Raw genomic sequence first — 22,481 nt, forward strand, 5'->3', positions numbered from 1 at the left:
AAGCAAGGCTCATTTGTAGTCGGTGTCTTAAAAATATAGTAAATATTTATATTTTCAAACTCAGCTGACCGAAAATTGCGATATTTTTCTACAATTATAATTATTAGTTTACAAAAACGATACTATTAGTAACTATCTTAACTAATAGATAACACTCTTCTCTAACAAAGAAATTTCTTTAGTGTCTAATAAGCTAGATGCTTCTTTATCCAGAAGAACCATGATATTTGGATGCAATTGAAGAAAAGATCCAGGACACCAAGTTGAGATATTTCCTTGGAATGCTTCTTTGACAATTTCAGCTTTATCCTTCCCTAGCGCAATAAACAGTATTTTCTTTGAACGCATTATATCCCTCACACCCATTGTAATAGCATAAGATGGGACATCTTCTACTTTTTCAAAGTCTTTAGAATTAGCCTGTTTGGTTTCATTCGTTAATTCCACCACATGAGTGCCACCAATAAGATGCTGATCCGGTTCGTTAAAACCAATATGTCCATTCGTTCCGATTCCGAGTATCTGCAGATCTAATTGTCCTACTTGATTTAATAACTGATCATATCTACTAACTTCATCGTCCATATTAACCGCATTTCCATTAGGGATATGCAGATTATTTTCCTTTACATCAATAGAGTTATATAGGTTTTTTTGCATAAATGAATAAAAGCTTTGATTGTGCTCTTTTGGAAGCCCAATATACTCATCCAAATTATACATGCTCACTTGCTTAAACGAAACAACCCCTGATTGATGTTGCTTAATCAACTCTTCATAAAGTCCAATAGGTGTCCGTCCCGTTGCCATCCCCATTTTTAAATTAGGCTTTATGTTAATTTGTTGTAAAACGAAATATGCTGCATACTGATTTAATTGTTCAGCTGTTTCAAAAATTTTTATTTTCATAGTTTAATCAATTCTTTCTTTGCTTCTTGTACTTTTTGCACGAATTGTCTAGAGAGATCAGTTATAGTTTGAAAATCGTTCACTTTAGAACTTGAAGTTAATGATCCACCGATTCCAACAGCAACTGCCCCTGAATTAATCCAATCAGATATATTTTCAAGACTGACACCACCAGTTGGCATGATTTTAGCCTGCGGAATTGGTCCTTTTATAGCTTTAATCATATCAGTTCCTTGCACCTCACCCGGAAATAGTTTCATAATATCGACACCAAGTTCCATTGCTTGAACTACTTCTTTAATTGACATAACACCTGGTAATGATGCTATTTGATAGCGATTACAAAGCTTGATTGTACTTTCATTTAAATAAGGAGATACAATAAAGGATGCGCCAGAAAGAATAGCTATGCGGGCAGTTTCTGAATCCATCACTGTACCTGCTCCTATAGCAATATCTTCATTTATATATCTATCAGCCAAATACTCTAATACTTTATGAGCTTTTGGGACGGTAAATGTGATTTCTAAAGAATTGATTCCACCTTCTAAACATGCTTCTGAAATCCTAATAGCTTGCTCTTTACTATCAGCTCGAATAACAGGTACTACTCCGTTATCACAGATGATTTTTGTTACTTGATCTTTATTCATTAGTATGCTCCTTCCAGTTCCAAAGATTTAAGGAGATTCTGACTCGCATAAATTCCCATATTATCAATGGCTTGAATCGTTGATGCTGCGCAATGAGAGCCAATCACGATATTATCTAATAATAATAGACCATGATTAATTGGTGGCTCCTGCTCAAATACATCGATTCCTGCTCCCCAAATCAACTTGTTTTTTAAAGCATTTTCAAGTGCATCTTCGTTAATTAGTCCACCTCTCGCCGTATTAATGATAACAGCAGTAGGTTTCATCATTTGAAACTCTTCGTAGCTGATGATGTGACGGGTTTCATTATTTAAAGGTAGGTGCAAACTAATGAAATCTGCTTCTTGAAGAATATCGTTGACACTTTCAACGTAGGTGATCCCATGTTCTTTAGCAAATTCCTCATCTCTTACAAGGTCATATGCTAATATTTTCATATCAAAACCTTTTGCTCTTTTAGCAACACCTTTTCCAATATTGCCAGTTCCAATTAACCCTAAAGTTTTGCCATAGGCATCAACCGTTGTTATTTTAGACCAATCTTTCTGTCGACACTTATAATCGATTGTTGCCACTCTTCTAGCTACCGATAACATAAGTGACATCGTATAATCTGCTACTGCATTACTATTAGCACCAGCTGTAATGGATACTGAAATTTGATGTTTATCAGCATAATCCAAATCAATGTTGTCTGTCCCGACACCGTATTTGGCAATTGCCTTTAGGTTTTTTGCTTCCATTAGAACCTCTTTATCTAACGGATCGACGCCAATTATAACACCATCTACGTCTTGGATAGCTTCTTTCATTTCAGCTTTCGTTAATATACGATTATATCGGTTTAACTGCACTTCATAACCTGCATTTTCAAGTAGTTGAATAGGTGTTGTACTGTGCTTTCCAAATGAACGAGGCGTTACTAAAACTTTTTTTTTCATACTTCTCCCCCTTTTTTTAAACTTAGTCTATTTTAATCATGGTTAATTAGCAGTCAATCGTAATTCCATGGCGATTTTCTCTAGATTTTCAAAATTCCCTTGAATATCTACATCGAATACTTCTGCAATAACTTGTGTCCAACCGTGTATAAAATAAATCCAGCCATCTTCAATATGTAAATTTTTATCTTCTTTTTGCTTTATCGCTTGATGCATAAAATCTAATGCCCCACGGTAATTCAATTCCCATACAAGACTATTTTGAGGGAAACTTGCTTTATCACTTAAAGGTGTACCAGGTCGATCTTTTCCTAATCCTGTTGCATTAATAATTAATGAATGGGGTGGCAAATTTTGTAACACATGATCATTATCTTCAGCTGTTGGGCATAAATGGTATTCAAATTGAACAGGTGTGTTAATTTGACTCAATAATTTTTCGGCAGACTTTAAACGCGCTTCACTACGATTACTAATAATGATCTTTTTCGTTAAATTCGAACCATGTTTAACATCAGTTAAATAAGAGCATATAGCGAGAGCACTACCGCCGGCACCCATAATAAATACCTCACCATTATGCTTCCAAAAATCTTTCGGTATGAAAGCTTCCATCGCTAATCCACTGGAAATGGGATCTTTAGCGTGTCCGATCAGACATTCATTTCGTTTTGATATAGAAGAAATCTCATGAAACATTGTTGCATAATGATCTAAATCATCGAAAGCAGCCGATGCGGCGTTATATAGATCAATCTTATGAGTAGTGACAAGAGCACCCATTGAAAGTGGGTCATTTTTGATAAAATCTATACATTTTTGATAGACACTATCTTCCGCGTGAATTTCTATATCAATTCCTTTGATAACAGCTTCATTAATCCCTAACTCTTGAGCCCACAAAGGAAAAAGATTCATTATAGAAGATTGAGTTGTAGTTACACCGATAAAATACATGGTTGGTTGTTGTGCGCTTTCTGGTAAAATCATCAATCACATCACCTTTTTATTATTTTTTTTTGAGAATGCTTCAGCCGGATTATTAACAGTTATTTGGCGAATACTTTCATTACTCAGTCCGGTTTTTCTTAACAAAGGAATAAAACTCTCTTGAATGTAATCAAGTCCAATCTGACCGCCGTAACTTTTCAAACGTGCTCTCGTTGTATCTAGCCCAATCAAAATTTGACTGATGAATCTTGACTCCTCCATCAATAATAGTAGCTCTGCTTCTTCTTCGTCATTATGATATTTAAAACGGCCAATCGTATCATATTCCAAATAGATACCCATTTCCGCCAGTTCTTTATGAAGATTTAACTCATCAAGCGTCCGATCCATGTGACAAATAATTAAGCAATGCGGAGGAACACCTTGTTTCATAAAAAATTGAGATATTTCCATCCCTTGCCTTGTACTTTCTACGTGACACATAATAGGAAATCCAGTTTCCAGGCAGGCACGAGCAGCAGCCATGAACCATTTTTTTTCGTGATCGGCTCTGCGTTCTTCATCATATGCTATTTTAATATTTCCAGCTTTCAGACTAATAGTTTCGGAGGGAATAGCATGATCTGTGTTCACAAACATTCCCACAGTTAACTCTCTTATAAAAATCTGGCTTAATTGATCCTCTGTATAATAATGAATCCAATGATTTTTATCATAAAAGCTCATTTTATGAAAACCTGTCGATGCTACGATATTTATTCCAGATTCTTTTGAAGCAGCTGCCAAGTAATTTTCCATTCTCCCGCATCCAAGTGGTTGTGCATCAATTAACGCCTGCCCGCCAACACTTTTAAAAAGTTTCAATTCACGAATTGATAGGTCATAATCATCAATGCGTAATACAGGATTAACGGTGGCAGGATGTCCATCAGCCAAAAATATATGTTCATGGCTGTGACAGAATCCGAATTCTTCTTTTGAAACCGGTCCTAAAATTGTCTGAATCACAAAAGTTCCTTCCTCCAATTCCTAGTTTTGGCACAGTATTATATTAATTGGATTCAATTTGCTTTATAGCTTCTTCGATTTCAGAAAATGTATATGCTTTATAATCAGCTTTTGACAATTCATTTCCTTGGTCCATTCCAAAAACGCATCCAATTGTTTGAATCTGATTATTTTTTCCAGCCTCCATATCCGAAGAGCGATCACCAATCATAATATATCTCTCAAATGGATGTTCATTTTTGATGATTTTAACTAAATCCACTTTAGAGTTTGTCCTCTGTTTACCAGCACAATAAATTTCTTTAAATAAGGGAGTTAAATTATAAAGTTCAATTGCATGAGTGACATAGGTTTCACTTCCATTGCTTGCAACAAATAAGTTATATCCTTTTCTTTTAAGATTGTTCAATGTTTCTTCAACTTTTGGAAAGAGCGAGCCAAATTCACTCATCATCTTAAGTTCATTTTGTTCTAGGATATCTGATGCAAGTTTTATAACATTACTCGAAGCTTCAGGAAGTAAGTTCTTAAATATATCTTTAACTGTACGCATCCCGATATTTTCTATTATTCTACTGTCAGGTATTTCTACAGTAGGATAAAGAGAATTAGCTATTAACGTTTGAATGGTTTTTTGAAAAGTTTTAATAGATAATGCTGCACTATTAAACAGTGTTCCATCTAAATCAAAAAGCAACGCAGAATTCTTCATACTTATCATGATCTCTTACTTAATCATTTTTCCATTTAGGATTGTCAATGATGACAGGTTTCCCATTTTCATCTATGATTAGCTTACGAAAGCCCTTTGTTTCAATTGTTCCATAGTCGTGACCTGCATCTGCTCGGAAAACAAAAAATGTAACCAATGGTTCGGTTCCTACATTGATACTACGATGAGCATAACGGCCTGGAACATATACTGCACGACCAGGTGTCAATTCTTCTGCAACACTTTCTCCTTCTGGATTTTCCATTAACATATAGCCATTTCCACTCAAGCAATAATAGACTTCTGCTGTATCAAGAATGGTATGAAAATGCCCTTTTGTCATATAGTATTCATTTCCTACTTTTCCAGGGTATACAATACTTGTTCCGAAAAGTAAATCACCCTCTTTTTCAGGTAAGCTTAATTCATAAAACTCATACGCCAATACATCTTCTTTTGCCAACATGTTCTCCAACTCATCATTGTCAGAAAACATTCCTTTCATATTAGACAAATATCGCTTCGTTGTACTCTTTTCGTCAGATATACCATTAATCAGATCAAAATACATAGAAAATGGTGTTGAATTCATTATAAAAACCCCTTCTCATTTATGATTAGTTAGTTTCGAATAATACTTTAGTAAATGGATATTTACGATTTATTAAATCTTTGAAAACAGTCGGTGCTTCTGATAAATTAAATACATGTGTAATCATAGGCTTCATTTTTAAGAGACCTGCTTTATAATAATCCACGGTTGCATTCCACTCCACACCAGGAAATGGAGCACTATATGAATTCCATGATCCATGAAGAGATAATTCATTACGAACAATACATTCAAAGCTTTTAGGTGGCAGTACAACATCATGATGAGCGGTACCCAGGAACAGTACACGTCCTTTTTTTCGGGCAATTCTTAAAGATTGTTCCTGTGTTTGAGCCACACCAGCCGTTTCAATTACAACGTGTGCTCCTTTTTCATCCGTAAGTCGTTTAATATTAGAAACAGTGTCATTTGACGCCAGCACGACTTGATCTGCACCAAGGGATTTCGCTAACTCTAATTTTTCTTCTGAAATATCTACAGCAATTACAGTAGTCGCCCCCATAATTCTTGCAAACTGTAAAGCAAATAATCCTAATGGCCCACAGCCTAATATAACAACGGTATCTCCAACGTTTATTCCGACAATTTTCATACCATGCAAAGTCACTGCTGCTGGCTCAATCATAGCTCCTTCATGAAAAGTCATCCCTTCTGAAAGAATAACCATATTTTGTTCAGGGACCTTCACATACTCTGCAAATCCTCCGTCTGTTCTTGAACCAAGAAAATTGTAGTCTTCACATAAACCATAGTCACCCTGTTCACAATATTCGCATTTCAGACACGGATGCATAGGTGAAACTGCGACACGATCTCCTGTTTTTACCTTCGTTACATCTGGTCCAACCGCTACCACTTCTCCAGAAAATTCATGTCCAGGAATTGTTGGGAAATGATAAGTCCCTGTTTTCATCACGCGCCCTAAATCTGATCCACAAACACCGGCAACTTTTACATTTACAAGTACTTCACTTCCATGAATTTCGGGAATTTCTGTTTGTTCATACCGAAGATCCGCTGGAGCATACAAGACTGCTGCATTCATACTTTTTTTCATCTCAAATCTCCTTATTATTTAAAAAATTAATAATATAGTTAGTTAAGAATTAACTATTACAGTTTTCATACCCTCACCACTTAAAGCATGATTAAATGCTACTAATGTCTGATCCAGAGAGTATGTTGCAGAAATAAGAGGCATTAAATTAATATGCCTATCCGATAGTAGTTTAATAGATTGATAGAAATCATCGATAGTTGAACCTGTTGTTCCTGTTACAATCATTTCTTTGTAATGTATTAGATTAGTATCCAATTGAACCATTTCTTTCCCTTTTGGTAATCCACCAAATAAAGAGATACGACCTCTATATCCAGATAATTCTAAAGCTTGTGTCTGTACTTCCGGTGAAGAGACTGCAGTAATGACTACGTCTACTCCATTTCCATTCGTAAGGTCCATAATAGCTTCTTTCAAGTCCACTTTTTTAGAATTAATAATGACATCTGCTCCATGTTTCTTTATCTCTTCTAATCTAGCATCTCGCGTTCCAGCTACAATGACACGAGCCCCTGCAAGTTTATTTAGCATAACGTGCATTGCTCCAATAGGACCTGGACCAATGACAAGAACTGTATCACCAGGTTTCGTATCGTGTGCTGAATAAGCTCGATATGCACAAGAAAAAGGTTCAATCAATGCAGCTTCTTCAAAACTGATGTGATCGGGGATTGATACGACGTTTCCAATTGCTTTTGCTGGTACCTTCATGTATTCAGCAAACCCACCATCCATGCTAATCCCGAATGCTTCATATTGAGGACATAGTTGGTTAAAACCTTGTAAACACATATGACATTGTCCGCACCCTACGTTAGGAGCTACTGTGACACGATCACCAACTTTTAATTTTGAAACGTTTTTTCCAACCGCATACACTTCACCGGAAAGTTCATGGCCTAATACTCGCTCTGTATTTGTAGGAATTTTAAAATGTCCATTTTTGAAAATACGTTTGTCTGTTCCACAAATTGAGCTTGCTTTAATTTTAATAAGAAGTTCATTATCATTGATTTCTGGTTTGGAAAGTTCTCTCAATTGTAGTTCTGCTACACCTTTAAAAAGTGCTGCTTTCATTACATATCATCCACTTTCTATAATTTTTATTAACTTTATTGTAAAATTTTATATTTTTATTGTCAATAAAAATAAAATTTTATTTTTTTTGAGAGTTAAGATAACCTTCCTTACTAGAAGGAAGGATAGAATCTTTTTAACTTTTATCTTATCTTTCACGGGATACTTTTAACATGTTATAAGTATCCTCATAGTGATTAAGTGTTTCATCAAAATGTTTTGCTGCAAAACAAGCGTACAATGTATCTACCACTATAATCTGTGCAGTTTTAGACGTAACTGCCTCCCAGTCTAAAGCTGACACTTCGTTTGATGACTTAGTTGAAGTAAATAAGACCTCGTCAGAATACTTATTAATAGGAGCATCTTCAAACGAAGTAATACCAATTGTAAAAGCACCTTTAGACTGCGCTAATTTTAACGATTCAATAACAGGTTTAGATCTACCTGAATTACTAATTCCTATAACGACAGTTTCGGGAGTAGCGATTGCAGAAGTCATCAATTGGATACTATAATCATTTAGTAGTGTGCTCGGTTTTCCTGCACGTGTGAACCGCATAACACCGTTTAACCCTGCTACACTTGAGGAGCCCATACAACTAAACATTAAAATTTTTGCATTTTCGATAGCTTTTACAGCACGATCTAAAGCTTCCGCATTTAATAACTTTCTTGTTTCAGACAAAGTCTGGGTATGTCTATAAATAACTTTATCTAAAATCCTATCGATAGAGTCATCCCTACTAATGTCTTCGTACACATATTTTTCTTCTTCTTTTTCATCTTTTTTATCACTATAAGTTAATGTTTCAGCAATTAAAATTTTCAGTTCTCTAAAACTATTTAATCCTAATTCTCGTACAAAACGTGTAATCGTTGATTCAGAGACATCACAAGCCATAGACATATCTTTAATCGTAGTATTTTTTGATACTTGTGGATTCTCTATAATATAATTAGCTACTCTACGCAAAGCTGGGTTTAAATAAGACATTTTTTGGTATATTAGCTTGAATACATCCTGATATTCAAACTCATTTGTAGATTTCATCTATTTCTCTCCTTACTCTTTCTCATAGTTATTTTTAATAAGATTATACCGAGATAAAAATGAGAAAGAAAGGAATATTAATGCTGGGTGAATTAAGGGAATAAAATTTTATTTTATAATGCGCCTTCATTTATTCAGTATCATGTCATTTTTTCGTTCTAGTGTTCTTCCCAAATTAAAGCTCTTTCAACAGCTTTCTTCCACCCTGCATATAATTTTGTTCTATTCTCTTCATCCATATCAGGATTGAATTGTTTATCTAATTTAAAGGAATGCACTAATTCTTCTTCATTTTTCCAATATCCAGTTGCTAAACCAGCTAAAAATGCAGCTCCTCTTGCTGTTGATTCTACGACTTGTGGTCTTAATACAGGAACATTTAACAAATCAGATTGGAATTTCATGAGAAAATTGTTTCTGCATGCTCCTCCATCCACTTTTAATTCTGTATTCACAATGCCTGAATCTTCTTCCATACACTCAATAACATCACGAATTTGATACGCAATGGATTCTAGCGTTGCACGAATAATGTGATTTCGATTAGCTCCCCTTGTGAGACCCAATATTGCTCCTCTTGCATATTGATCCCAATATGGAGCGGATAAGCCTACAAACGCCGGTACAACATACACTCCGTTTGTATTTTCTACTTTTTGAGCAAAATACTCTGTATCCTCACTATGTTGAATTAACTTCAGTTCGTCCCTCAGCCATTGAACAGATGCTCCTACTACATATAGAAGACCTTCTAAAGCGTATTCAACTTTCCCATTTAATCCCCAAGCAATAGTCGTCAAGAGCCCCTTATCTGATGAAATAACATTTTTTCCTGTATTCATTAATAATGAGCCACCGGTTCCATATGTAGCTTTAGTCATTCCTTCATTGAAACAAGTTTGCCCAAATAAAGCGGCTTGTTGGTCACCAATAGCTGCGGCAATAGGGATTGAGGCACCAAAAAATAAACTCTTATCTGTTTCCCCATAGATTTCACTTGATGGCGTTACAGAAGGTAAAATATGTTTAGGGATATCGAGTTCTTCAAGTAATTTATCATCCCACTTGAGACTACGAATATTAAATAACATTGTTCTAGAAGCATTGGAATAATCTGTAACATGCACTTTTCCACCACTTAAGTTCCAAATCAACCATGTATCTATTGTGCCAAAGAGAAGTTCACTATTTTCAGCTTTTTCTCTTGCACCTTCTACATTATCAAGAATCCATTTTATTTTTGTAGCAGAGAAATATGCATCGATAATTAAACCTGTATTTTCTTTTACATATGTACCCCAGCCTTTAGAAATCATTTCATCACAAATATTTGCCGTTCTATGATCTTGCCAAACAATTGCATTCATTATTGGCTTTCCTGTATTTTTATCCCATACCACAGTAGTCTCGCGCTGATTCGTTACGCCAATAGCTTGAATATCTTCGGGCCAGATTCCTGCCTTTTCTATCGCTTCGTTCGCTGTTTTGATTTGTGCATTCCATATATCCATTGGGTTATGTTCAACCCAACCTGGCTTTGGATAGATTTGTGGAAACTCTTGAAAAGCCGTAGTTACAACATTTCCTTCATGATCAAAGATAATTGTTCTAGCGCTGGTTGTCCCACAATCAAAAGACATAATATATTTGCTGGACATTAGAATTCTCCTCCCCTCCAAGTCAAAAACTAATTCAGAACTCTTTTTCAATTATAAACTAAAATTTTAAATATAAGTTGATAATGTACGCGTTTTCATATTAATAAATGATAAAGGAGACCAAAGTCTCCTCCTTTAATCATTAAACTTCCATTCCATATCGATGTGCTTTATGTGTTGGATAGAATGCCATATGTGGAATGGTTACATCTGGAGTTCTAGTTGCTACAAACAGACTAACTTCAGCTACATTTTCAACATCAATACAATGTGCATAAATTCCTTCCCTTTTTTCATTCTCATCTAGCCATCCTTCAGTATAGGCTGGAAGATTTCCATCATAAAGACCTTTATCAATAATTTCTGTCATTGGAGTTTTAACATGTGATGGATTAATAACTGTTACACCAATATTTTTATCTTTTCCTTCAAGTAGTATATTTTTACTAAATCCCATCATACCATGCTTTGAAGCTCGATATGGACTATGACCTGGTCCAGATGCTACACGTGCAGATGAAGAGCCCATATTAAGGATACGACCTCCACTTTCCTGCTTTTCCATATAACGAAACGCTTCTCTACAGCATAGAAATACACCAGTTAAATTTGGCCCGATCGTTTTATTCCATTCTTCTAATGTTACCTCACTTACTGGTGGAGCAAGTGAATCACGTCCTGCACTATTTACTAAAAGGTCAATTTTTCCCCATTTCTCGTAAGCTTGTTTAAAAAAGTTTATAACTTCTTGTTCCTGTGTTACATCTGCTTTAACTCCAATACACTCATTTATTTCATTTACTTCAGCAGTTATTCGTTCAAGCCGTTTCTCATCTACATCAACAAGCATTACTTTACATTCATTTGCAGCAAAAATTCTTGCAACTGCTTCTCCAATTCCAGAAGCTCCTCCCGTTATAATTGCTACTTTACCTTTTAACTGTGTGCCTTTAGGATACATAAATTTTAACCTCACTTTAATTTTATAAAATTTTATTTTATTACCTAATTATAGTATAAAATATTATTTTATTTAGTCAATATAAAATATTATTTTATTTTAATTTATCTATCTTTTCGAATACGCAAACAAAAATCTATATTTAGAACTCTTTCCCTCTCAATCGATCAAGTAGTACTGCAATAATAATCACTGTCCCTTTAACAATTAATTGCCAATAATAATCAACATTCATTAATGTTAATCCGTTTGTGATGATACCCATAATTAATACACCTACAATAGTCGATTGAATTCTACCTTTTCCTCCTGTGAAGCTTGTTCCGCCCAGAATTACTGCTGCAATTGCATCCAATTCATACATGTTACCTGCTGTAGGTTGTCCTGAATACACTCTTCCTGCTAAAACAACCCCTCCCAAACCAGCGAGCAAACCACTTATTGAATAAACATTAATCAGAGACTTTTCAACTTTTATTCCAGCTAAATGAGCTGCTTCTTCATTTCCACCAATCGCATAAATATGGCGCCCAAACATTGTATACTTTAAGATAAAAGCCATTATCAGATAAACTACTAGAGTAATATAAATGGGAGTAGGAATACCTAAGATTTTCCCTCCGCCAATAAACTTAAAATGTTCTGAAGCCAAAACAATAGGATATCCACCACTGATAACATATGCTAATCCTCGTACATAAGTCATACTCCCCAACGTGACAATAAAAGGGGGTAACTTTGTTTTTGCAATGAAAAAACCATTTATGAATCCAACAAGGTAACCAACTACTATACCTAAAATCATAGATAGAAATGGATTTATACCAGATGAAGAAGCCATCACTGATATGACACCCGACAAAGCAACTGTTGAACCAACTGACAAATCAATTCCACCTGTTAAAATAACGATCGTCATTCCAGCTGCTAGAATTGCAATAATAGAAACTTGTTTTAATACATTTAAAATATTTTCTGCTTCTAAAAAATTAGGAGCCGTAAAAGTAAGTAGTAGGCATAATATGAATAAAACAAAAACCATGCCTAATCGATTCCATAGGATAGATGAAGCTCTCTTTAAATTACCTGACTGCGAGCGTGTCTGTACATTTGCATTCATAATTTTGTTTCCCCCCCAGTAGCCAAATACATAATTTGTTCTTGTGTCATTTCTTTTCTTAACAATTCACCTTTTAATTTCCCTTCACTCATAACTAGAACCCTATCACACATTCCTATTACTTCAGGTAGTTCAGATGATATCATTAATACAGCCAATCCTCTCTCTGCTAATTCTGATATAATTTTATGAATTTCAGTTTTTGCACCAATATCTACACCTCTTGTAGGTTCATCTAGCAACAACACTTTAGGAGAAAGAGATAACCATCGGGCAATAATTGCTTTCTGCTGATTCCCCCCACTTAAGTTAACTACCTTTTGATCCGGAGATGAAGTTTTAATATTAAATTCGTCGATGAACCTTTTTGCACTTGCATCAATTTGTTTCCAATTCAGTACACTTAGACGACGATGTTTACTGAGTTCTGTTATTGTGATATTTTCTTTTACAGACATTGACAAAAACAAAGCTTGATCTTTTCGACTCTCAGGTACATGTGCAATGCAATTTTTAATCGCATCGATTGGAGAAGCAATGTCAACATTTTGACCATTCGTATAAATTTCTCCATTCGTTATCTTCGAAGCTCCAAAAATTAGTTTCATTAATTCAGTTCTTCCTGAACCAACTAATCCGGCCAATCCTACAATTTCCCCTGGATAAATTTTAAAAGAGACATCCTTTACAATTGTGTTATCTGAGACATTTTTTAATTCAAGAGCAGGCAGTGTTTCATTAGAAAAACAATTAATAGAATCCGAAGATATGATTCTATTAAATAAGTTTTTCATTTCTCTTCCAACCATGTTTTTGACAAGTTCATGAGGAGTCGTTTTTTCAATGAGATCACTTATGATCGATTCACCATCTCGTAATACTGTAAATCTATCACAAATCTCAAAAATTTCTTCCATTCTATGTGATATATAAACGATTGCTACCCCTTGCTTTTTCAGATTATGAATGATCTGGAATAAGGAGAAAATTTCTTTATCTGTTAATGAAGCAGTTGGTTCATCTAAGATAAGAACTTTTGCTTTAAATGCTAAAGCTCTGGCAATTTCAACCATTTGCTGTTGTGCAATACTTAAACTAGATACTAAAGCTTTAGCATGGAGGTTAAATCCTAACTTATTCAATAATTCTTGGGCATGTTGATGTACCTTATCCCATTTGACGAATCCAAATCGATTTTTAGGGTAATTAGTGCCCATTAAAATATTTTCACTAATCGTTAAGTTTGGAGAAACTGTTAATTCTTGATGTACAACACTGATTCCATTTTCTCTTGCATCTATTGGATCCATCCAACATACCTTTTTCCCATTTAAATAAATATGTCCTTTGTCTTTATCAGGGATATGAATACCTGCTAGTATTTTTATTAAGGTAGACTTTCCTGCACCATTTTCACCCATTAATGCGTGGACTTCTCCAGGATAAAGTTCTAAATTCACATTTTTTAATACCGTTGTACCTGAAAAGGTCTTACTTATATTGCTGATTTTTAAAACTGGTTCACTATTTAGAGTATTCAATCTATTTTTTTCTTTTACAAGCATTTCTTGTCTCACCCCTCTTATGTATTTTTGAGAAAGAATGGCTGAAACCTAAATTGGATTCACATTCACAATTAGCCTATTTAATATTGAATACAAACTAATTTTTTTAAATACTACCAACCTTTATAGGAAGGTGAATTTTCTTGAGTAACTATTTTCACAGGTACTTTTGCAACCTTTTCTACCTTTTCACCTTTGATTGCCTTCATTCCAATTTCTACAGCCTGTTTAGCCATATCTCTTGGTGATTGAGCAACTGTAGCATTAATCGAACTTCCTTCTTTTTTCATTGCCTTGATTGCTTCAGGAGCCCCGTCTACAGATACGATAAAGAAATCATCTAAACGATTAGCTTGTGATTGAGCAATTTCCACACCAATTGCTTCTGGATCATTAATAGTAAAAACAGCATTGATAGATCCTTTAGGATTAGCTTGTAGGATACTTTCCATTACTGATAATGATTTTTCGCGATTCGCTTCACCATTTTGTTTTGCAATTACTTTAATATTAGAATTTTTAAGTGCAGCTTCAAAACCTTTAATACGATCTGTCACTGCTTGAATAGGAGGTCCATCAACAATGACAATATTACCTTTTCCGCCTAGTTCTTTAACAATATATTCTCCTGCTATTTTACCTGCTTGGTAATTGTCGGATGTGATAGTGGAAGTAACTCCACCTTCAGCATCAGTATCAATTGCTACTATTGGTATACCAGCATCCTTTGCTTGTTGAACTCCGGCAGCAATCCCTTTTGAATCCGCTGCTACAATAACAATTAAATCTACTCTTTTAGTAATAAAACTTTCAATTTGTGCAAGTTGTTTGGTTAAATCATATTCGGCACTTTCTACAATTACCTTCGCACCCATATTTTTACCAGCTTCTTTAAACCCTTCTGCTACAGCTACATGATATGGATTATTCAACGGCCCAGCTGACAGTGCAATAGTTAGCTTATCCTTCTTACTTGAGGAAGAACTAGCACTATTACAAGCACTCATTAAACTGATTGAAATGATTAAGATTAAGCCAACAAAAGAATGAATATATTTTTTCAAATTATTTACCTCCTATCATTTTGTAAGTTTCTTTTTACTCTAATAAATTTGAGGATATATATTGCTAATTGAAAATGCATAGCAAATAATCAATTTACTCATAAACTCCTCCTTTTTAAGTTCACATAATAATTAATAGAATACGCTTTCATTTATGAATAAGAAACTAATTCTTCATATCCATCATCCTTTCTAAAATAATAATAAAAACGTAATATATATAATATTATAAAATTTTAAAATATTTAGTCAATATAAAATAAAATTTTATTTTTATGGATATTAATAAAATAAAAAATAAAAGCTAACAAAATTGTTAGTTTCAGACTGAAGACAAACTCGGCAAAAATCGAGTTTGCCTTCAGTCATTTTTGTTTAAATATAAAATTAGCAAAATTTTCTTGAGGTGAAATATATACTTTCAAAACATCATTCAAGTCAAAGAAATCAATTAGAAATGATCACACTTGACCAACTTGTACCTGAGAATCATTTAGTACGTAAAATAGAAGCATCAATCGATTTTTCTTTTATTTATGATTTAATTATTATTCTAGGAGAATACAGCTCCCCCCTCCGTGCAAACGTCTCCTTTTATGGTTATGTTGAAGAGATTAGAGTGAAAATAAGGCTCATTACAATTGCAAATGGAGAACATCTTTTTGATAAGAATTCCAAACATCTAATCGTTTAAGATTTTTTAAAACAGATGATTAAATTACTCCAAACAATAAGTATGAAAATATAGTGAAATTTAAAGCCTAAATGGTTCAAAAAATAAAGAATGTCTCCTTGTCAAAAAACTGACAACAAGACATCCCTTTTCTTTATTATGCGATTGAAATTCCATAAGAGCGGGCAATTATCCCATTCGAATTTGAAGTATTAGCAATAATGACAGTTGTACCTATGTTTACTTGCTCAAAAAGCCATTGGATTTCACTATTGTGCATTCGAACACAGCCTGAACTAACTGATTGCCCTACAGAACTTTCTTTATTGTTTCCGTGGATACCATAAGCAGCACCAACGCTTAATCCTAGCCAGCGGTTACCAAGTGGATTCCTAGGATCGCCTCCAGGAATATTCCCCTTGTACCATGGGCGGTTCTTAACTTTGTTTGAAATGACAAATTTTCCAGTAGGTGTTGGTGTTGATGACTTACCTGTTGCAACAGTAAAAGCTTTAACAAGTATACCATTGCGATAATAATTAAGTTTATTCGTCTTTGTATTAATAATTATCAATTGGCCAGTAGATAGTTTTGTGCTGTTTTGAGCTGTACTTTCCACTGCTGAAATAGAATGTGAAACACGCAATGTATATGGTTTACTTTGATTATTACTTCGATCCAAAACGATAACTTTAAGGATTGAATTCGCTTTTTGTTTAGCAATTTTTACAGTGAACTTTCTGTTTGAGCTAACAGTACTTTTTCCGATTAGATTTCCGTTCATATATACATTTACTGTTGTGAAAGGCTCAGATACTCCAGTAATATTCTGTGAACGATCATTGATAGAAGAAATAGAATGGATAGAAGGTGCAATCGTATCTTTTACACTAACCGTAGTAGGTTTACTTTTTACTCCTTCACTAACCCCGATAATGCTTATATTAGTAAATTCTGTCAATGGTTTAATAGGATCAGTAAATTCACCTTTTTCATTTGTTTTCACGGAATTTATAAATTTTGAATCGATATAAACTTCAACCTGACTATTTGAAAGAAATAACCCTTTAATAGTTGTTGATTGATTTGTTACTTGGTCAATAGTTGGAGTCGGTAAATCTAAAATAGTGAAATTGATTTCTTTATAGTTTACTAAATTTCGATCATTAAATTTAATCGAATCAAGACTATATTCCCCTTTTGTAAATGAACTCGTAATCTTCATTTTTCCAGAAAAAGAGTTTTTAGAAGTTTTTATTAGAGAAATATCTTTTTGATTCGTACCATTTGAAAATGTTAACGAAACTTGTTCAGCATTTTTTTTCGTTTTTAATAAAATCTCAATTGTCTGACCATAAGTAGCCTTTGTCGTGTTTAAGTTCATTTGTTCGATATGATTAGAGAACTCATTATTGTAAAAATGAAACTTAAATGTAGTAGCATTCGCTTTTGGAATGAGGAAAAGGATCAATAAAATTCCCAAAAGTATCCATATAATCTTATTAGACATCGGCTCGCTCCTTTTATCTATTAAATTACTTAACAAGAAGGCTTGAAGATTCAAAATTCATTTTTTGTTAAGTATGAATAACGTTACATTTTTGCAATTGCTATTTTTCATGTATCACACTCCTGAAAACTTATATCTGTATCATAGATTTTAAATGTAACAATTTTTGTCATAGGATGTTTCAAAATTGTAAACATTTCAATTCGATTATTGGCCAAGTTAAATGCAATAAAAAAGCCAAGAAAAAATTCTTGGCTTTTTTATTGAACTATTCTTTTTGGGGGGCTATGTAAAAAAGAAAACAGTAATAGAAGTTTTCTTTTATTACAAGTAACTTACGATAAATGGTATTGTGATGACTGTTATTAACATTAAAATCCAATTATGTTTTTTAAGGTTCTCTTCAAATTTTTGCATTTCATCTGCTGAAATTGGTTGAATGGGCTTCAATTAATCCCACCTTCTTTCTGTTTAAGTAAAATTTAAGGATAAGGTGATTATAATCTATTGATGTGAACTTAATGTGAACTTGTTTTAATTTTTTAAATTAAATATCAATCTTTTAGTTATGATCTAAAAACTCAAATTAAACCAGTATTTAATCATAATACTCATTATGTGTTTGTTACACAAAAATTCAAAATAATAAGATGCTTTAATCTCACTGTTTTTGAGATATATGCTTTAATTAATTCAATATTTTAAGTAAGGTTATGATCACACCTATATGTTCAGATACATGCGATATGTTATAAACTAATAATTCCCCAATTGTATTTGCATTTAAGAAATTTTCTTCTACATGTTTATTAAGTTGACCATTTAAAATATCGTAAATAGAATCAATCTGTCCCTTTAATTGCTCAATTAGTACATTCCATTCAGGTGGTTCATCGTTCCATTCAATTGGTTTTGTACCGTATGAAAAAAATGTTTGATAACTATCTGGTAACATTCTTTTGTTACCAGATAATCCAAGAACAAAGTAATCTGTAGAATAAAGAATATGACCGAATTGCCAATGAATATTATTTTTAAATCCTTCAGGTATCACATCTCTTTGGTTTTCAGGACACTTTTTTAATAAGTCCAACAATTTTTTATACTTTTTACTTAATAATTGAAAAACAAATGTTTCATTCATTTTTGGATCTCCTAATTTTTATCATTTTATTTACAAAATCCTTTTCTACTAATAAATTCTAAAAGAAGAGGCCATGACTTTTGTCATAACCTCTTCTAATCATTAACTTCCATGGCTACCCGTATACCAGATTCAATTGCCCCTTCCATCCAACCAGGTACAGATGATGTATGCTCTCCAGCAAAATGTACTTTTCCTTCCGGCGTTGCAAGGTAGGGACCAAGCTCCTTCAATTGATCCGGTTTTAACATAGAAACAGCCCCCGCTGCAAAAGGGTCAAGTGTCCAACTATAAGGAAAACCGGTAATAAATTCAGAATACACCTGATTACCAAATAAAAATGAGAGATCCTTTAATGCTAATTGAATTTGCTCATTTTCAGATAGACTGTCCCAATACAATGCATCATCTTCCCAAGTATAACTTGCAACAATAGTACCAGGTCCATCAGTACCTAGTCCACTACTAGGATAATATGAAAATCTTATTGGGAGGTCTGTAATTGACATTCCACCATAAATACCATCCTTTTCCCAAAATCTTGTTTTAAATTGCAAACCAATCTTAGTTGCAGCCATATAGTGAATTGTTCGAATCGCTCTCCATTTGTTATAAGAAAAAGAATGATATGGTACAACATCAACAAAATTTAACACAGAGAACGGGACGGTAAGAATAGCTAGATCAGAAGAAGTTTGAAATGATTCATTACTTTTTATATTTAATGTATGAATAACTATCTGTTCATGATTTTGAACCAATTTTGTCATCTTTTGCCCATAATAAATATTATTCTTTAATTGTGATAGAAACGACTTTGGTAACTGATCATTACCACCTGTAATTTCATAAAATGTAGGATTAGTAAAAAATATCATAAATTCTCTAAACACTGCTGTAAATGCCAATTCTGGAAAACCTCTTGTTCCAACATTTGTTTTTATTGATTCCACAGCACCTTGGGACAATGAAACACCGATTGGATTATATTTCAAAAATTGATCCATCGAATAATGATCAAATTGTTTCACTATATTTCCCCAATTCACTTCAGGGTTTTGATTAATATATTCGATTATCGGATTAATAACTAAATTTAATAATTGATCAGAATTAAGACCACTTTCAGATGCTACAACCGGAAAATTTAATATTTCCGGATTTTTGTCATATTTTTCTTTTGTTGTCTTAACGCCATTCACATAAAATAAATCATTTGAAGTAGTATTGATAAATTTATTTATCGGCAAATTAAATTTTTTAATATATTCCATTACAAGCTTATGAGTCTCTGGTATACGCATTGCGCCATAATCCAAGTATTGATCATTTACAAATGCACAACGTTCAGTATATACTCTCCCGCCTACACGATTATTAGCTTCTAGTAGGATGACTTGATGACCTGAATCCATTAGTAATGAAGCAGCCACTAACCCAGCCAAACCTGCACCGACGATTGTTATTCGTTTTGGATTTGTTGATTTAGGCAATCCATTACGTATGATAAATAACATTTGATCTTTAGAAGGATTATTGGCTAATCTCATTTTTATCACTCTTTCCATGATTTTTGTTCGTAGAAATTTTATTCTTAATTAAGCAAATTTAGAATTATTTATCATACAAATGGAGTGAGTGTTCTAATAATATTACGATTATTAATTTACAAGGATTATTATAGGTTACTTTTTCGTGTCACCCTCCAAATATTTTGGATTTTTTTATTTACGTAAATTCTTTCTTAAACTTAGATATCTTACCTACTATTGTTAGAAAGTACTCTATTTTAAACTATTTGATAGATGAGCTTGGATGAGAGTCATTGCCGCGTTTAAAAAGTTTTCACTACCTACTTCTGGTTTATGAATACGAGTTTCTACATAAGCCCCGCTATACAACATTTCTATTTGCGAAGCCAAAGATTCAGGATTTTTCACTCCAGAGTCTCGCGCAATTTGTGCAATTAATCCTTCATGATGCTTACGACATTTCAAAGCCGCTTGATGATTCAGGTGTATAGCATCTGGAAACTCAAGCAATGTATTTGTATATGCACATCCACGAAAATCTTGTTTGAGGATAACTTCTGAAAGTCTTTTAATTAATTCATTCAACTGTTTAATTGGTTCATTTGGGTACAGACTTTTAATTTCATCTATTCTAGCTAGATTTCGACTATGTCGAAGTTCTAAAAAAGCAATAACTAGATCATCCTTCGTCGCGAAATTTCGGTAAAAACTTGATTTTGCAACTCCTGATTCGGCAATTATACGATCTATACCTACAGCACGTATTCCTTCAGAATAAAATAATTCAGAAGCTACTCGTAAAATACGTTCCTTTGCAGTTTCTTTTGTCATTATAGTAACCTCTTTCTATTATAATAAAAAACTTCATTGACAAGAGACAGAACTGTCTGTATCATGTGGATGTACACGGTACAGACCTGTCTCCCTCATTTTAATGAAAGGTACGACAGTTGTCAATTATCTAACAAGAGTTGAAGAGGTGATCACATATATTTCAAAATTTTTTGTACGTAAATGGATTATAAAAAGAATTTCAAATGAAGAATAATCAATAGATAAATGACTTATTTCGTTAATTAAAAAGGAGAAATATTATGAAAAAAATGCTTTGGATTGTGTTACTAATGTCCTGTGGGGCTACATTTATCTCCTCATTATTCCCTTTATATGGGAAGTATTATCAACTTAGCAATTTAGAAATTAGTCTATTATTTGCAGTTTATGCGATTATATTGCTACCTACTTTACTAATTGTAGGAGCTAAAGGTAGTACTTGGGGTTTAAAAAGAGTGCTTCGATTCAGTATATGGATCTCTATAGTGTCAACATTGCTTTTCATTTTTAGTCAAAACGTTTGGATGCTTTACACAGCAAGGATATTAGAAGGATTAGCATACGGTGCTTTTACTGGTACAGCAAGCGCTTTTTTATTAAAGCAAACTACTCAAGATAAAGTAAGTAATGCATTAAAATTTTCAGGTATAATCGTAAATATTGGTTTTGGATTAGGTCCAGCAATTTCTGGGTTGATCGTACAATATATTCAGTTTCAACCTCTTCAGTTGCCGTTTTGGGTATTGATAATAATGCTATTTATTTCATTGATTTTGTTAGAAATATTACCAAAGAATGAAGAAGCTCTTTCAAATAAAAAAGCAAATACAAAAATTTCACTAGGTGTACCAAAAAATATTCGATCACATTTTATTTCTATTATTGGTCTACCTGCGTTTACTTTTTTCATGTTAGGTGGAATTGTATTATCACTAATTCCTTCTTTCGTCAAAATTGTCATTCATACAGACAATCTGGCTATTCCTGGTTTATTAATGTTTTTACTATTAGGAATAGGCTCATTAATACAGTTATTTCCATGGATTCAAAATCCAATTAAACGCATGAGGATTGGAGTAGTACTTCTAGCTATTGGCCCGTGGATTATTGTTGCTTCTGGTCACTCAGGGAACTTATTATTACTCTGGCTTGGTATGCTTGTGCAGGGGATTGGTGCAGGTTGGTCTTTTCAAGCTGCATTAAGATTTGCTGGACAATTACCTAAACCTGAGGAACGTCCTCGTGTCATTTCGGCGTTCTATTTATGTGCATACTCTGGTTTTATAATTCCTCCAATTGGAGTTGGAATACTGACACAATTTTTTAGCTTAAACTTCTCATTAATCATTTTAAATTCAATTGCTGCGGTACTCATTTTCTATGTGTTAATTTATTCAATTAAATTTAAGAAATATTATGAAGCAGTTACAACTCGATAG

Annotated in this window: 22 protein-coding genes; 2 read left to right on the forward strand and 20 right to left on the reverse strand. The window is 33.5% G+C overall.

What is annotated here, in order from left to right; all coding sequences use genetic code 11:
• Positions 1-141: 141 nt before the first annotated feature.
• The 15 genes from nagB to CN925_RS09105 form a co-directional block, all read right to left on the reverse strand.
• Entirely contained in the window at positions 142-909 is a 768-nt protein-coding gene (gene nagB, locus CN925_RS09035) for a glucosamine-6-phosphate deaminase (RefSeq protein ID WP_098845925.1), read from the reverse strand.
• Entirely contained in the window at positions 906-1,562 is a 657-nt protein-coding gene (locus CN925_RS09040; protein ID WP_098845926.1) for a bifunctional 2-keto-4-hydroxyglutarate aldolase/2-keto-3-deoxy-6-phosphogluconate aldolase, read from the reverse strand. The genes nagB and CN925_RS09040 overlap by 4 nt, the downstream gene beginning before the upstream one ends.
• Positions 1,562-2,506 carry a phosphoglycerate dehydrogenase gene (locus CN925_RS09045; RefSeq protein ID WP_098845927.1) on the reverse strand — a complete coding sequence of 315 codons (945 nt, stop codon included), beginning with the start codon at positions 2,504-2,506 and terminating at the stop codon, positions 1,562-1,564. The genes CN925_RS09040 and CN925_RS09045 overlap by 1 nt, the downstream gene beginning before the upstream one ends.
• A 42-nt stretch (positions 2,507-2,548) precedes the next feature.
• Positions 2,549-3,496 (reverse strand): shikimate dehydrogenase family protein, encoded by a 948-nt coding sequence (locus CN925_RS09050; RefSeq protein ID WP_098845928.1) that lies wholly within the window; start codon positions 3,494-3,496, stop codon positions 2,549-2,551.
• Between the two features lie 3 nt (positions 3,497-3,499).
• Complete coding sequence (locus tag CN925_RS09055) at positions 3,500-4,465, reverse strand: phosphotriesterase family protein (RefSeq protein ID WP_180232911.1); 966 nt, start codon at positions 4,463-4,465, stop codon at positions 3,500-3,502.
• Between the two features lie 43 nt (positions 4,466-4,508).
• Complete coding sequence (locus CN925_RS09060) at positions 4,509-5,177, reverse strand: HAD family hydrolase (RefSeq protein ID WP_180232912.1); 669 nt, start codon at positions 5,175-5,177, stop codon at positions 4,509-4,511.
• Positions 5,178-5,196: 19 nt separating this feature from the next.
• On the reverse strand, positions 5,197-5,769 hold the full coding sequence (locus CN925_RS09065; protein WP_098845931.1) for a glucose-6-phosphate isomerase: 573 nt from the start codon (positions 5,767-5,769) through the stop codon (positions 5,197-5,199).
• A gap of 25 nt (positions 5,770-5,794) precedes the next feature.
• Positions 5,795-6,847, reverse strand: coding sequence for a galactitol-1-phosphate 5-dehydrogenase (locus tag CN925_RS09070; protein WP_218937223.1), 1,053 nt, complete (start codon positions 6,845-6,847; stop codon positions 5,795-5,797).
• A gap of 42 nt (positions 6,848-6,889) precedes the next feature.
• Positions 6,890-7,927: a zinc-dependent dehydrogenase gene (locus CN925_RS09075; protein WP_098845932.1), complete on the reverse strand. Its 1,038-nt coding sequence runs from the start codon at positions 7,925-7,927 to the stop codon at positions 6,890-6,892.
• Between the two features lie 148 nt (positions 7,928-8,075).
• Complete coding sequence (locus tag CN925_RS09080) at positions 8,076-8,981, reverse strand: MurR/RpiR family transcriptional regulator (RefSeq protein WP_098845933.1); 906 nt, start codon at positions 8,979-8,981, stop codon at positions 8,076-8,078.
• Between the two features lie 158 nt (positions 8,982-9,139).
• Positions 9,140-10,639 carry a glycerol kinase GlpK gene (gene glpK / locus CN925_RS09085; protein WP_098845934.1) on the reverse strand — a complete coding sequence of 500 codons (1,500 nt, stop codon included), beginning with the start codon at positions 10,637-10,639 and terminating at the stop codon, positions 9,140-9,142.
• Between the two features lie 142 nt (positions 10,640-10,781).
• Positions 10,782-11,600 carry an SDR family oxidoreductase gene (locus CN925_RS09090; protein ID WP_098845935.1) on the reverse strand — a complete coding sequence of 273 codons (819 nt, stop codon included), beginning with the start codon at positions 11,598-11,600 and terminating at the stop codon, positions 10,782-10,784.
• Positions 11,601-11,742: 142 nt separating this feature from the next.
• On the reverse strand, positions 11,743-12,720 hold the full coding sequence (locus CN925_RS09095; protein WP_098845936.1) for an ABC transporter permease: 978 nt from the start codon (positions 12,718-12,720) through the stop codon (positions 11,743-11,745).
• Positions 12,717-14,285, reverse strand: a complete 1,569-nt coding sequence (locus tag CN925_RS09100) for a sugar ABC transporter ATP-binding protein (RefSeq protein WP_098845937.1) — start codon at positions 14,283-14,285, stop codon at positions 12,717-12,719. The genes CN925_RS09095 and CN925_RS09100 overlap by 4 nt, the downstream gene beginning before the upstream one ends.
• A 113-nt stretch (positions 14,286-14,398) precedes the next feature.
• Complete coding sequence (locus tag CN925_RS09105) at positions 14,399-15,349, reverse strand: substrate-binding domain-containing protein (RefSeq protein WP_286138302.1); 951 nt, start codon at positions 15,347-15,349, stop codon at positions 14,399-14,401.
• A 406-nt stretch (positions 15,350-15,755) separates the two neighbouring features.
• Here CN925_RS09105 and CN925_RS09110 point away from each other — a divergent pair, with 406 nt between their 5' ends.
• Positions 15,756-16,043 (forward strand): hypothetical protein, encoded by a 288-nt coding sequence (locus tag CN925_RS09110; protein WP_142339208.1) that lies wholly within the window; start codon positions 15,756-15,758, stop codon positions 16,041-16,043.
• Positions 16,044-16,179: 136 nt separating this feature from the next.
• On the opposite strand, the gene CN925_RS09115 is transcribed toward CN925_RS09110, so the two are convergent.
• The 5 genes from CN925_RS09115 to CN925_RS09130 all read right to left on the reverse strand — a co-directional run bounded on the left by CN925_RS09115 (position 16,180) and on the right by CN925_RS09130 (position 21,039).
• Positions 16,180-17,532: a L,D-transpeptidase family protein gene (locus CN925_RS09115; RefSeq protein ID WP_098845939.1), complete on the reverse strand. Its 1,353-nt coding sequence runs from the start codon at positions 17,530-17,532 to the stop codon at positions 16,180-16,182.
• Positions 17,533-17,856: 324 nt separating this feature from the next.
• The gene (locus CN925_RS21550; RefSeq protein WP_286138303.1) at positions 17,857-17,982 is read right to left on the reverse strand and encodes a hypothetical protein; all 126 of its coding nucleotides are present in this window, start codon (positions 17,980-17,982) and stop codon (positions 17,857-17,859) included.
• Between the two features lie 238 nt (positions 17,983-18,220).
• Positions 18,221-18,676, reverse strand: coding sequence for a DinB family protein (locus CN925_RS09120; RefSeq protein ID WP_098845940.1), 456 nt, complete (start codon positions 18,674-18,676; stop codon positions 18,221-18,223).
• 95 nt (positions 18,677-18,771) lie between these two features.
• Positions 18,772-20,226 (reverse strand): flavin monoamine oxidase family protein, encoded by a 1,455-nt coding sequence (locus CN925_RS09125; RefSeq protein WP_098845941.1) that lies wholly within the window; start codon positions 20,224-20,226, stop codon positions 18,772-18,774.
• A 234-nt stretch (positions 20,227-20,460) separates the two neighbouring features.
• Entirely contained in the window at positions 20,461-21,039 is a 579-nt protein-coding gene (locus CN925_RS09130) for a TetR/AcrR family transcriptional regulator (protein ID WP_098845942.1), read from the reverse strand.
• 263 nt (positions 21,040-21,302) lie between these two features.
• Between CN925_RS09130 and CN925_RS09135 the strand changes: the two genes are divergently transcribed.
• Positions 21,303-22,481, forward strand: a complete 1,179-nt coding sequence (locus CN925_RS09135; protein WP_098845943.1) for an MFS transporter — start codon at positions 21,303-21,305, stop codon at positions 22,479-22,481.

Source organism: Bacillus sp. AFS055030 (assembly GCF_002574545.1).
GTDB lineage: Bacteria > Bacillota > Bacilli > Bacillales > Bacillaceae_G > Gottfriedia.

Coding starts and splice junctions, on each gene's coding strand:
- CN925_RS09100 (WP_098845937.1), bottom strand. CDS start 14,285: ATGCTTGTAAAAGAAAAAAATAGATTGAATACTCTAAATAGTGAACCA.
- glpK (WP_098845934.1), bottom strand. CDS start 10,639: ATGTCCAGCAAATATATTATGTCTTTTGATTGTGGGACAACCAGCGCT.
- CN925_RS09060 (WP_180232912.1), bottom strand. CDS start 5,177: ATGAAGAATTCTGCGTTGCTTTTTGATTTAGATGGAACACTGTTTAAT.
- nagB (WP_098845925.1), bottom strand. CDS start 909: ATGAAAATAAAAATTTTTGAAACAGCTGAACAATTAAATCAGTATGCA.
- CN925_RS09050 (WP_098845928.1), bottom strand. CDS start 3,496: ATGATTTTACCAGAAAGCGCACAACAACCAACCATGTATTTTATCGGT.
- CN925_RS09080 (WP_098845933.1), bottom strand. CDS start 8,981: ATGAAATCTACAAATGAGTTTGAATATCAGGATGTATTCAAGCTAATA.
- CN925_RS09090 (WP_098845935.1), bottom strand. CDS start 11,600: ATGTATCCTAAAGGCACACAGTTAAAAGGTAAAGTAGCAATTATAACG.
- CN925_RS09135 (WP_098845943.1), top strand. CDS start 21,303: ATGAAAAAAATGCTTTGGATTGTGTTACTAATGTCCTGTGGGGCTACA.
- CN925_RS09125 (WP_098845941.1), bottom strand. CDS start 20,226: ATGAGATTAGCCAATAATCCTTCTAAAGATCAAATGTTATTTATCATA.
- CN925_RS09065 (WP_098845931.1), bottom strand. CDS start 5,769: ATGAATTCAACACCATTTTCTATGTATTTTGATCTGATTAATGGTATA.
- CN925_RS09115 (WP_098845939.1), bottom strand. CDS start 17,532: ATGTCTAATAAGATTATATGGATACTTTTGGGAATTTTATTGATCCTT.
- CN925_RS09095 (WP_098845936.1), bottom strand. CDS start 12,720: ATGAATGCAAATGTACAGACACGCTCGCAGTCAGGTAATTTAAAGAGA.
- CN925_RS09045 (WP_098845927.1), bottom strand. CDS start 2,506: ATGAAAAAAAAAGTTTTAGTAACGCCTCGTTCATTTGGAAAGCACAGT.
- CN925_RS09075 (WP_098845932.1), bottom strand. CDS start 7,927: ATGAAAGCAGCACTTTTTAAAGGTGTAGCAGAACTACAATTGAGAGAA.
- CN925_RS09040 (WP_098845926.1), bottom strand. CDS start 1,562: ATGAATAAAGATCAAGTAACAAAAATCATCTGTGATAACGGAGTAGTA.
- CN925_RS09070 (WP_218937223.1), bottom strand. CDS start 6,847: ATGAAAAAAAGTATGAATGCAGCAGTCTTGTATGCTCCAGCGGATCTT.
- CN925_RS09130 (WP_098845942.1), bottom strand. CDS start 21,039: ATGACAAAAGAAACTGCAAAGGAACGTATTTTACGAGTAGCTTCTGAA.
- CN925_RS09120 (WP_098845940.1), bottom strand. CDS start 18,676: ATGAATGAAACATTTGTTTTTCAATTATTAAGTAAAAAGTATAAAAAA.